This window comes from Gemmatimonadota bacterium (assembly GCA_022560615.1).
Classification (GTDB): domain Bacteria; phylum Gemmatimonadota; class Gemmatimonadetes; order Longimicrobiales; family Gaopeijiaceae; genus UBA1138.
In genome coordinates this window covers 22,388-34,838 of sequence record JADFSR010000029.1, presented here as the reverse complement: position 1 = coordinate 34,838, position 12,451 = coordinate 22,388, and the positions used below count along the sequence as shown (strand labels likewise).

Annotated in this window: 7 protein-coding genes; all 7 read left to right on the top strand. The window is 65.4% G+C overall.

The window, feature by feature from the left end; all coding sequences use genetic code 11:
- Positions 1-147: 147 nt before the first annotated feature.
- Genes IIB36_14900 through IIB36_14870 form a run of 7 tightly spaced genes read left to right on the top strand, consistent with a single transcriptional unit; the run spans position 148 to position 12,274 of the window.
- Positions 148-2,592, top strand: coding sequence for a DUF1592 domain-containing protein (locus IIB36_14900; protein ID MCH7533025.1), 2,445 nt, complete (start codon positions 148-150; stop codon positions 2,590-2,592).
- 31 nt (positions 2,593-2,623) lie between these two features.
- On the top strand, positions 2,624-4,036 hold the full coding sequence (locus IIB36_14895) for a DUF1552 domain-containing protein (protein ID MCH7533024.1): 1,413 nt from the start codon (positions 2,624-2,626) through the stop codon (positions 4,034-4,036).
- A 24-nt stretch (positions 4,037-4,060) separates the two neighbouring features.
- Positions 4,061-5,908, top strand: a complete 1,848-nt coding sequence (locus tag IIB36_14890; protein ID MCH7533023.1) for an ankyrin repeat domain-containing protein — start codon at positions 4,061-4,063, stop codon at positions 5,906-5,908.
- Positions 5,909-5,948: 40 nt separating this feature from the next.
- Positions 5,949-9,071: a hypothetical protein gene (locus IIB36_14885; protein ID MCH7533022.1), complete on the top strand. Its 3,123-nt coding sequence runs from the start codon at positions 5,949-5,951 to the stop codon at positions 9,069-9,071.
- Between the two features lie 22 nt (positions 9,072-9,093).
- Complete coding sequence (locus tag IIB36_14880) at positions 9,094-9,561, top strand: hypothetical protein (protein MCH7533021.1); 468 nt, start codon at positions 9,094-9,096, stop codon at positions 9,559-9,561.
- 32 nt (positions 9,562-9,593) lie between these two features.
- Positions 9,594-11,033 (top strand): serine hydrolase, encoded by a 1,440-nt coding sequence (locus IIB36_14875; GenBank protein MCH7533020.1) that lies wholly within the window; start codon positions 9,594-9,596, stop codon positions 11,031-11,033.
- A gap of 23 nt (positions 11,034-11,056) precedes the next feature.
- Positions 11,057-12,274 carry a hypothetical protein gene (locus tag IIB36_14870; protein ID MCH7533019.1) on the top strand — a complete coding sequence of 406 codons (1,218 nt, stop codon included), beginning with the start codon at positions 11,057-11,059 and terminating at the stop codon, positions 12,272-12,274.
- Positions 12,275-12,451 lie beyond the last annotated feature (177 nt).

Below are 12,451 nucleotides of genomic sequence, written 5' to 3'. Positions count from 1 at the left end.
AGGCGTCGCCAAGACTTTCGTGGCGGCGCGGAGAGTCCCCCTGTACATTATGAAATCGCATCCTCGACGGAGTCCGCTGGGCGCTGTGACCGTCAACACGAGGCTCGCCCCCGGGGTCGTGATTAGGACGCCAATGAAGAGACCCGAATGAAAACGCTCACCACGATGTCCGCGCTCGGCATCCTGATCGTCTTGGTGGGCGAGCCTGAGACCGGTGTCGCTCCCTGGGATCGCGCGCCCGCTCTCCCCTCGGGTGCGGTTCTCGCCGTATCCCAGCCCGCCTCCCACAACGAGGTGATTCAGACGTACTGCGTTCGTTGCCACAACGACCGCATGCTGCGCGGTAACATGTCGCTGGAGGAGTTCGACGCCGAGGCGGCAAGCGAGAACGCGGAAGTCGCGGAGAAGATGATCCGCAAGCTGCGCGCGGCGATGATGCCACCGCCGGGCGCGAGGCGTCCCGCCGGGGACACGTTGGTGGCTCTGGCAGAGGCCCTCGAGGACGTTCTGGATGCGGCTGCGGCCGCGCACCCGATGCCCGGCGGCCGGACGTTCCAGCGTCTGAACCGGGCCGAGTACGAGCGTTCGATCCGTGAGCTCTTGGCGCTCGACGTGGACGCGGGCCGGTACCTGCCGCTCGATACGAAGAGTGCGAACTTCGACAACATCGCGGACGTGCAGTTGCTGTCCCCGATGCTGTTGGACGCGTACATGAACGCCGCGAGCGAGATCGCTCGTCTCGCCGTGGGCGATCCGGACGCGTTGCCAAGCACTACGACGTATACGAACCCCGGATACGTCTCCCAATGGGACCGTGCCGAGGGCGCGCCTTTCGGGACCCGAGGGGGCATCTCCACTACCCACACGTTCCCCGCCGACGCCGAGTACGTGTTCAACATGGCGTTCGAGCATACCACGACCGGTGGCTTCTTCGGAGGCACCGCCCGAGGAGAGCAGATCGAGCTGTCCATCGACGGGGAGCGGGTGCAGCTCCTCGAAGTCGACCGTTGGATGAGCGTCTCAGATCCGAACGGTGTGAACATGCGGTCCGAGTCCATCTTCGTGCGCGCTGGTCCGCACCGGGTCTCCGCCGTGTTCCTACGCCAGAGCGAGGGTCCCATGGAGGATCTCGTCTCGCCTCACGATTGGTCGCTCACAGACCGGCAGATCGGCGTGAACGGGTACGGAGTGACCGCTCTCGCTCATTTGAAGGACCTGGCCATCGTCGGACCGTACGGCGCCACAGGCGTCTCGGAGACCCCGGCACGGCAGAGGATCTTCACCTGCCGTCCGGCGTCGCCCGCCGAGGCTCGACCGTGCGCCGAACGGATCGTCACCCGCCTGGGCACACGGGCCTTCCGCCGCCCTCTCACGCCGGAAGACATCGGGGGCTTGATGAGTTTCTATGACCTGGGGGCGGCGGACTCCGGCTTCGAGCGGGGCGTGCGCACCGCGCTGGAGGCCATGCTCGCGAGTCCTGATTTTGTCTTCCGCTTCGAGGAGCCCGCGGGTGACGTAACGCCGGGGGAGAGCTACCGGATCAGCGACATCGCGCTCGCTTCACGCCTTTCGTTCTTTCTCTGGGGCACACCACCGGACGAGGAGCTCATCGAGCGCGCTGCCCGGCACGAGCTCTCCGACGCGGCCGAGTTCGAGCGCCAGGTACGCCGCATGCTCGCGGATCCGCGCGCCGACGCGCTCGGTACCCGCTTCGCCGCCCAGTGGCTGCGGCTCGACGACCTCGACAAGGTGCACCCCGACCGGCTGTTGTACCCCGACTACCATCAGCAGTTGGCCGACGCCATGCGCCGGGAAACCGAACTCTTTTTCAACAGCCTCGTTCGCGATGATCGCAGCCTGCTCGATCTCTACACCGCAGACTACACGTATGTGAACGAGCGGCTGGCCAAGCACTACGGTATCGAAGGCGTAGTCGGGGAGCGGTTTCGTCGGGTCACGTATCCGGACGAGACGCGGCGAGGCTTGTTGGGCCATGGCAGTATCCTGACCCTGACGTCGCACGCCGGCCGGACGTCACCGGTCCTGCGCGGCAAGTGGGTCATGGAGGTGCTGCTCGGCATCCCGCCGCCTCCACCGCCTCCGGGCATCCCGGATCTCGATGAGACCGAGGGGTCGGAGGATGGCCGTATGCTCACGACGCGCGAGCGCATGGCCTTGCACCGGGCCAGCCCCTCGTGCAACTCGTGCCATCGCTTCATGGACCCCATCGGCCTGGCGCTCGACAACTTCGACGTGACGGGCCGGTGGCGGATCCGCGAAAACGGCGTGCTGCTCGACACGCAGGGCGAGCTGTATGACGGAACGCCCGTGACGAGCCCGATGGAGCTACAGCAGGCGCTGGTGCGGCGGCCGATCCCGCTCATCCGCACCTTCACCGAGAATCTGATGACGTACGCGCTTGGGCGGCGCGTCGAGTACTACGATCAGCCCACCGTCCGGGCGATCACGAAGAAAGCCGCGTCCGAGGGGTACAGGATGTCGGCGTTCATTCTGGGTGTGGCCACGAGCGACGCATTTCAGATGCAGCAGACGGCGGTTGCGGTCGAGCAGCCGTCCGGGAGCGATCGGTAGCAGGGGCTGACCCCCCGAGGGAGAATCAGAGATGGAGTTCATCACCGGCAGGCATCTTCCCCGGCGCACATTCCTTCGTGGTATGGGAGCGGCGGTGGCGCTGCCCTTCATGGACGCGATGGTGCCCGCAGGCCGTGTGTGGTCTGGGGCAGCGCGCCAGGCCGCCGATCCCACGCGTCTCGTCGCGATCGAGATGGTGCACGGAGCCGCGGGCTGCAACGAATGGGGTGCGAGCCAAAACCTGTGGGCGCCGGCCGCAACAGGGCGGGACTTCGACCTCTCTCCCACCGCGCTGAGCCCGCTGGAACCGTTCCAGGACAAACTCACGATCATCAGCAATACCGACGTGCGCATGGCGGAGGCGTACAAGCCGCACGAAATCGGCGGCGACCACTTCCGCTCGAGTGCCGTCTTCTTGACCCAGGCGCATCCGAAGCAGACGGAGGGCTCCGATGTCTTCGTCGGCACGTCGATCGATCAGCTCTACGCGCACCGCTTCGGCCAGGATACGCCGATTCCCTCCATGCAGCTGTGCATCGAGAACATCAATCAGTCGGGGGGCTGCGCGTATGGGTACACCTGCGTGTATACCGACTCCATCAGTTGGGCGTCTCCGACCGAACCGCTTCCCGTGATCCGGGATCCGCGCGTCGCCTTCGACCAGCTCTTCGGAGCGGGTGGCACTGCTGAAGAGCGCCTCACGCGTCGTCGCACCAACTCGAGCATACTGGACTGGATCGGGGACCGTGTCGCCGCGCTCAAGCGCGAGCTCGGGCCGAACGATCTCGAGCGCCTCGACCGGTACCTGGAGAACATCCGTGAGATCGAGCGGCGCATCCAGGGCATCGAGGCGCACAACTCGAGCGGGGAGCCCAGAGAGCTGCCCGAGGCGCCGGCCGGTGTCCCGGATTCCTTCGAAGAGCACATGCACTTGATGTTCGACGTCCAGGTGCTGGCCTTCTCCTCAGACGTAACGCGCGTCTTCTCTCTCAAGATGGGCCGCGACTCCTCTGCGCGAGTCTTTCCTGAGAGTGGGTCCGATCGCCCGTTCCACCCGGCGTCGCACCACGGGGGTCGGGACGAGTCGGTTCTGGAGTTCGCCAAGATCAACCGATACCACGTCAGCATGCTGCCATATCTGCTGGAGAAGTTGCAGGACGTTGATGAAGGCGGCACCTCGCTGCTCGACAAGACCATGATTCTTTACGGCTCGCCGATGGCCGACTCCAACTTGCACAACCATCGTCGCGCACCGCTGATCGCGCTCGGCGGCGCAAACGGGGCCCTGGAGGGTGGACTCCATTTGAAGGCACCGGACGGGACCCCGATGGCGAACGCGATGCTCAGCATGCTGCATGGGCTGGGTCTGGACGACATGACCAATTTCGGCGACAGCACGGGCGAATTCGCTCTCTCGATGCCTTCGCTCTCGAGCCAGGGCTGACGCGGAATGATGAAGGAGAGGACGATGAGATCTGTTGGCATTCCCTCCCGATCAGTCGGCGTGCTTTGCATGGCGATGGCGCTCTCGGGCTGGGCGCTGGCCGATCAACCAATCACGGAGGCGGCAAGGCGCGGCGATGCGGACGCAGTGCGCTCGTTGCTGCGCGCCGGTGCGGACGTGAACGCGTCCGAAGGCGACGGCATGACGGCGTTGCACTGGGCGGCGGAAGCCGGCCACGTCGACATCGCCGAGATTCTGATCCAGGGGGGCGCGAACGTCGACGCCGCGACGCGCCTCGGTGACTACACGCCGCTGCATCTAGCGGGTCGCCAAGGGAACGCATCGTTTGTCCATGTGCTCTTGGAAGCTGGTGCGGATGTCAACGCAACCACGACGGCCGGTGGCTCCACCGCGCTGCACTTCGCTGCGGGATCCGGCAGCGTTGAGGCGGTCACGGCGTTGCTCCAGCACGGGGCACGCGTTAGCGCACGCGAGTCGAGTCGGGGCCAGACTCCACTGATGTTCGCTGCGGCCAAGGGACGTTCCGGCGTGATTCGGGCCTTGCTGGCGCATGGAGCCGATCCCGCTCTCGCTTCGCTGGTCGTGGACCTTCCTCAGAGGTTGGTGGAGGACCGAGCCGCGCGACAGCGACGTAGTCAAGCGCTCGAAGAGTTCCGAGCGGAGGCAGGACCGGGGAACGAGGTGTGGCGCCCGAGCCCCAGTCAGGTGGAGGCGGCCGTGCGCGCCGCGATACAGACGCCGGAATCGGAACGAGATCAAACCGCAAGTCTGGATCAGGCTGCCGATGCGCTCCGGCAAGAGCTCGGTCGGGAGCAAGCGGAGGAGGCTCCGCAGCAGGCCCCGCCAACGGAGGTGACTTCACTTTCCTTCGTCGACCTCGTTGGCACGACAGGCGGAATGACCGCGCTGTTATATGCTGTCCGAGAGGGCCACGCCGAGGCTGCTTTCGCGCTGCTGGAAGGTGGCGCGGACATTAACCGGGTGAACTCGGGCGACCATACGAGTGCGATCGCCGGCGCGGTCATCAATGGGCACTTCGACCTCGCGTTGCAGCTTCTCGAACGCGGTGCCGACCCGAATGTGGTGAGTGAAGCCGGCACCGGCCCCCTCTTCGCGACACTCAACACGCAGTGGGCACCGAAGGCTCGATACCCGCAACAGCAGGCCTATCGGCAACAACAGGCGACGTACCTGGACGTCATGGGCGCGCTGCTCGAGGCGGGCGCGGATCCCAACCAGCGGCTCACGAAACACGTCTGGTTCATGGAGTACACCTTCACGCACCTCGGCATCAACATGACGGGCGCGACGCCGTTCTGGCGTGCCGCCCACGCTCTGGATATCGAGGCCATGAAGCTGCTGGTGGCGTATGGCGCGGATACGAGTATTCCGACGGTGAACGTGCCTCGGGGTCGGCGTGGCGGGCGTGGAGCCCGTGCCGATGAGTCGGGGTTGGACCCCGTACCGCCCGGGGGCCCGGGCGTCTACCCGATCCACGCTGCGACGGGTCACGGATACGGCATAGGGTATGCGGGCAACTCACACCGGCATGTCCCGGACGCGTGGCTTCCGACGTTGAAATATCTCGTCGAAGAACTGGGCGCCGACGTCAACATGCGGGATGCGAATGCATACGCTCCGCTACACAATGCAGCCGCTCGCGGCGATACCGAGATGATCCGATACCTCGTCGACCACGGGGCCGACGTCATGGTGGTCAGCCGGCGCGGCCAGACCACGGTGGACATGGCCAACGGACCACAGCAACGGACCCAGCCGTACCCAGAGGCGATCGAGTTGCTCGAGAGCCTGGGCGCCAACAACAGCCACCGCTGTGCGTCCTGTCAGTAGATAGGTCCGGCTGCTCCCACAGCGGTGGTTCGATCGAGAGATGATTCTGATGCGTTCCCCTTCGTGCGTTCATAAGTTTGCCTTCTTCGTTCTCGCGGTTGGGGCGGTCGCACTCCCCGCTGCTGCACAGACCCCCGATCAGATCGCGGATGCCACCCGTGTGCTCGAGTGGCGCCCCATCGGTCCCACCATCATGGGCGGTCGCGTATCGGATCTGGCCGTGGTGGAGTCCGACCCGCGCATCTTTTACGTCGGGACCGCCACCGGCGGGGTCTGGAAGACCGAAAACGCGGGAACGACGTTCGAGCCGATCTTCGATCACGAGCAGACCTCATCGATCGGCGATGTCACCCTAGCTCCGTCGAATGCGAACGTAGTGTGGGTCGGAACTGGGGAGCCGCAGAATCGGCAGTCTTCGCCGTGGGGCAATGGCGTATACCGCTCCACCGACGCGGGCGGGTCGTGGACCCACCTGGGGCTCGAGAACACGCATCACATCTCCCGCATTCAGGTGCACTCGCGAGACCCCGACGTGGCGTACGTCGCCGCCGTAGGCCACCTCTGGGGCGCGAACCCCGAGCGTGGCGTCTACAAGACGAGCGATGGGGGCCAGACGTGGCAGCTCGTGCTCTTCATCGACGAGAACACGGGCGCGATCGACCTCGCGATGGATCCGAACGATCCGCAGACGCTGTTCGCCGCGATGTACCAGCGCCAGCGGCGTGCGTGGGGCTTCAACGGTGGAGGACCCGGCAGCGGCATTTACCGCACGACCGACGGCGGAGCCACGTGGACAGAGCTGACCGAGGGACTACCTGAGGGCGACAAGGGCCGCATCGGACTCGATATCTACCGGGGGGATGGCAACCGCGTGTGCGCCTTGGTGGAGGCCGAGGCGCGCACCCCGGGACAGGGCCGCGGTGGGGGACCTAGTGGGCGGCGTTCCCGCAGCGGCGTGTACTGCTCGACGGACCGCGGCAACAGCTGGCAGCAGCTATCCACGACGAACAACCGCCCGATGTACTACTCGCAGATTCGCATCGACCCCAACGACCCGGAGCGGATCTACCTGAGCGGTTCGAACCTGTACCGATCGTCAGACGGCGGGCGAACCTTCACGAACGACGCCGCGGCGGGCGTGCACAGCGACCACCACGCGCTCTGGATCGATCCGAGCGACTCGGATCATCTGTTGCTCGGTGGCGACGGTGGTGTGTCCGTGAGCTGGGACCGGTCCGACAACTGGTTCCAGTTCCGCAATCTCTCGATCTCACAGTTCTACGAGATCAGCGTCGACATGCGTGACCCGTACCACGTCTGCGGTGGGCTCCAGGACAACGGCTCGTGGTGCGCGCCGTCCGACACGTGGTCGAATAAGGGCATCCGCACGCGGGACTGGTACAACGTCGGGAGCGGAGACGGCTTCTTCACCGTCCCGCACCCGTCGGACCTCAACGTCATGTTTGCGCAGTCCCAGGGCGGCAACCTGACACGGGTCGATCTTACGACGATGGAGCGCTCCCGCCTCCGTCCCATCGGGCGACCGGGAGACGATGACGAGGATCCCGATCTGCGATGGAACTGGAATACGCCGATCCTGCAGTCGGCGCACGACGGCAACACGATCTACTTCGGCTCGAATGTCCTCTTCAAGTCGACCGATCTCGGCCAGAACTGGCAGGCGATCAGCGGCGACCTGACGTATGCGATCGACCGAGAAACGCTCGAGCTCATGGGTGTGCTCGGCTCCGAGCCTCAGATGTCGCTCAACGACGGTCAGTCCTCGTACGGCAACCTGACCGCGCTCGGCGAGTCCCCGATCGATGCGAATGTGCTGTACACGGGCGGCGACGACGGGAGATTGCACGTGACGCTTGATGGCGGCGCCACCTGGACCGACATCACCGACCGAGTCGAGGGACTGCCAGCCAACACGTATGTAACGCGCATCGTCGCGTCGCACGCGGACGTCGGCACGGTCTACGTGGCTTTCGACGGGCACCGCTCCGACGACTTTTCGGCGTACGTATACGTGAGCAATAACTTTGGCGAGGACTGGCGGCTGATCACGTACGGACTTCCGGAGAGTTCCGTGAGCGCGCTGGCGCTGCATCCTCGAAACTCGAACCTGCTCTTTGTCGGAAACGAGATCGGCGTGTATACGTCCCTCGACGGGGGAGAGCAGTGGGTACGACTCGAGAACGGTCTGCCGACGGTGCCCGTCGATGACATCAAGATCCACCCGCGCGACAACGATCTCGTGATCGGGACCCACGGACGGGGCATCTGGATCATGGACGACATCGCGCCGCTCGAAGAGCTGACGCCGCAGGTGGTGGCTTCCACGGCGCATCTGTTCTCGGTGCGGCGTGCCACTTCGTACAACGTGTATCGTCCGCAGGGTTGGACGCCCGGCATCCACGAGGATCCCAACCCGCCGATAGGCGCGCGCATCAGGTACTATCTCGGCTCCGAGATGGACGATGTCTCCCTCACGGTGACCGACGCGATGGGCCGCACCATCCGCGAGCTAGAAGCCGTGGGCGAGGCCGGTCTCAACGAAGTCATCTGGGATCTACGCCTGGTCGAGGACGGCACGGACGGTGAGCCGATGGATCCGGGACCGCGCGTGCTCCCGGGCACGTACCTGGTGCAGCTTTCCGCCGGGGACGCGGTCATCGAGGGCGAGGTGAGGGTGCGGCTGGATCCCCGCGTCGGATTGAGCCGGGCCGTCATGGCCGAGCGGCACGAGGCGATGATGTCGTCGTACCGCCTCTCCGGGGTCGTACAGCTTGCGAGGCGGGCGCTCAGCGAAGCTGAAGATCAGCTCGAGGCTGTGCAGGATCTGTTGGATGAAGGAGAGAACGGGACCGAGGCGCTCGCCGAAGAGGTCACGGCGCTACTCGACGAGCTCGACGACGTGGGCGACGAACTGGGGGACGCCGACGGCGGTGCCGGCCAGATGAATGCCATCCAGTCGGTGAGTGGGCCACCGACCGCCGATCAGTTGTATCAGATCGATCGTTCGTGGCGGGAGCTGCCCTCGGTGATCGATCGCGTGAACGGCCTGACCACCACCCGGACGTCCGCGGTGCTCGAGCAAGTGTACCAGGCTAGCGTGCGCCCCGAGGTGGCTCAACCGATCCAGATGCCTAGGCGCTAGCGTGGCGGAGTTCGAGGAACGCATGCGCGACGAGCTGATCGAGGCGTGGCAGACCAATCACCGCATCAACCTCTACCTCATCGAGGGCATCAGCGTGGAGGGGCTGCGTAGCTCGCTTTCGACCCGGGGCGGCAGAGATGTGGCCCGGCAGTTCGCTCACTTGCACAACACGCGGATCTGGCACCTGGAGAGGAGGGCGAAGGATCTCGCCCAGGGGCTGGAGAAGTTCGAGTCGAAGTACTCACCGAACAAGCAGGAGCTGGTGGAAGCGTTGACGGCGTCGGCCGAAGCCATTTCTGTCTTCCTCGGAGACGTCTGGGAGGGAAAAGCGAAGCGGCGCGGCTTCAAGAAAGGTGTTTTCACCACCCTCGCGTACTTCGTGGCTCACGAGGGCCATCACAGAGGTGGCATCTTGCTGACGCTGAAGCAGTGCGGTCACATGCCCTCGAAGGATGTCGTGTACGGCATATGGGGGTGGGACCAGCGGTAGTAGCGACACTCTGAACTCTTGGAGCGGCGACCATGGCGCGTGTGCTCATCTTGCTGTCCCTAGCCGCCGCCTTGTGCGCCCCGCCGGTGCGAGCCCAGTGGCCGTCCGACGACGCCGAGCCAGCGGAATTCAGTCTAGGCATCAACGCGAAGCTCCTGTGCTCGGGCATCTGGGTGCAGGGTAGGGACCCCGAGCTGCACGTTCAGGCCGACCTGAGGCGTTTCGAGCACTTCGGCTGGGGTGACGACTTCACCTACGAGGTCGATGATGAGCGGAAGCGGGTCACGTTGACTGCGCCTGGCGTCCCCTCTCGGGTGGCGCAGTACAACCTCGACCAAGGCTGTGCCTTGCTCCCCCGGGGCGCGGATGACGTTTACTTCGAAGCCTCCGAGGTCGGCGCGGAGTGGCCCCTCAAGAACTGGAATCTGTGGCCTACCGGTGAGCGTCTGCTGGACCAACCGCGGCCTAGGGAAGTCGATGCCGAAGCCCTCGACCGGGCCCTCGATTACGCGATCGCGAACCACGAACACGGTCAGAACACCCGCGCGGTCGTGGCGGTCTACAAGGGCCGGATCATCGGCGAGCGGTACGCCCCTGGCATCCCGAGGGACATGCCGCACCTGTCCTGGTCCCAGGGAAAGAGCATCACCGCGGCGCTCGTCGGGGTGCTCGTCCAACAGGGCGAGCTGAGCGTGGATCAAGCCGCGCCGATCGCCGAATGGAACGAGGCCCCCGATGACCCCCGCTCCAAGATCACGATCAGGGATCTCCTGAACATGAGCAGTGGGCTCGACTTCAATAACTATGGCCTCGGGCGACCGGGCTCCCTCTCAACTCAAAACCATCACTTCAGGATCTACTTCGACGGCATCAACGTCTTCGATCACGCGGTGAGCTTCCCGCTCGAAGCCAAGCCGGGCGAGCGCTGGGAGTACCTGAACTCCGACCCGCTCACCTTGGGCAAGATCGTGCGCGAGACCGTGGAGGCGCGCGGTCAGGACTACCACGCGTTCCCGTGGACGGACCTGTTCGACAAGATCGGGATCAAGACCGCGGTCCTGGAAACGGACGCGTGGGGCAATTTCATCATGACCGGCTACGACTACATGTCCGCCCGCGACTGGGCGCGGTTCGGACTGCTGCATCTCCAGGACGGCTTGTGGGGCGAAGAACGGATCTTACCGGACTGGTGGAGTGATTTCGTGAGCACGCCAGCTCCGGCCAGCGCGAACCTCGGGTACGGGGGGATGTTCTGGCTGAACGCCGGGAGTCGCTACGACCGCATTCCCCAGGACGCCTACTGGCCGTCGGGCTTCATGGGCCAGACGACCATGATCATCCCGTCCCGGGACATGATCATCGTGCGGCTGGGTCCGAGCCCGGGTGGTGGGTTCGGTACGTACCTGAACAAGGTGGTGGGGGACATACTCGACTCGGTGGGCGCCCGAGAGGATGCGGGGCCCGGACGATGAAGGGGCCCGGGAGGAGGGTCCGGGTGGCGCTACTCACTTGGCTTCCCCTGTCACTGGGCAGCTGCGTTGGGACGGACACTGAAGACGTCTCCGACGATCCGTTCGATGTCGCGCTCTGGACTGTTGAAGGCCCCCTCGTGACCATCGGCTCCGTCGATGACTCGGTGTATGCGTTCGGCGTCGTGCAAGGACTCGACGTCGGTCCGGACGGCCTGGTCTACTCGAGGCACTTTGGCGAAGTCCCGATTCGTCGTTGGACGCGCGACGGCGACGCTGCAGGTAGCGTAGGCCGCGAGGGTGAGGGCCCGGGGGAGTTCATCTCGCCCCGCGCCGTGGGCTTCTTCGGTGACTCGCTCTGGGTGATGGACGGGCGGGCGTACCGCGTGAGTTACTTCGACCTCGACGGCGCTTTCCTGGGGTCCGTCACGCCTCGCGTGGACCTGGGCAGCGCGGAAGACCATCCCGTAGCCCCGCCACGGCCCGAGAGGCCGCTTCGCGATGGTACCATGCTGGGGCAGTCTCCGGCGTGGTCCCAAGAGATGGCGACCGGGGAGCTCACGGGCACACCGGTGGTCCATACGGACGCGTCGGGGGTGACGTTGGCCCGCGTTTGGATGCGCCCGCACCGCACTACGGACGTTCTCGCGCTGCTCAACGAGGACCGCCCAGGAGGCTCGTTCGGTCCGCAGCCATTCGGGGACGGGCCACTGAGCGCCATGACGGAGCACGGCTACCTCGTCGTAGACAGGCGCGCTCACGAAGGGCAGGGTCCGGGCACGTTGCGGCTCACACTCATCGGGCTGGGGGGTGACACGTTGATCGACCATGCCACCCGATACGAGACCGAGCGTCTTCCGCCCTCGGTCGTCGACAGTACCGCGGACGCACGAGCCGCGGGCATGCACAGCTTCATGAGCCGGCGAGACCCGGGCCTGGCGCTGGGGGCGATCCAGGCGCGCGTGCGTGAAGCGACGTACGCCCCCCAGTTCCTTCCCCCGGTCGACCAGATGGTGATCGCGAACAACGGCGACATCTGGCTCCGGCGCAACTCGCTCGGAAGCGGGGACCGGGAGTGGTGGATCTTCGACTCGGGGCTCGAGCCGGTTGGCCGAGCGGTTACCCCGGCGGACCTGGCAGTGCGCGCCATCGTGGGCGAAGATATGTGGGGTGTCATCACTGACGAATTGGACGTCAGCTACATTGTGCGCTATCGGCTCCGGAGCGGTCCGGGTGGGGTGTGACTGGTTGACGTCCCAGCCCCCTCCCACCATCGTTCGGCCACCTCGATTGATCAGGAGACGCGGCGTCCATGCACGCACGGAGTACGGCCACCACGACCACTACTACGGGCCGGATTGTCGGCCCCGGGGCGGCGTGCGTCGATTGACCTGAATCGAATCCAGACGCAGAGCGCGGCC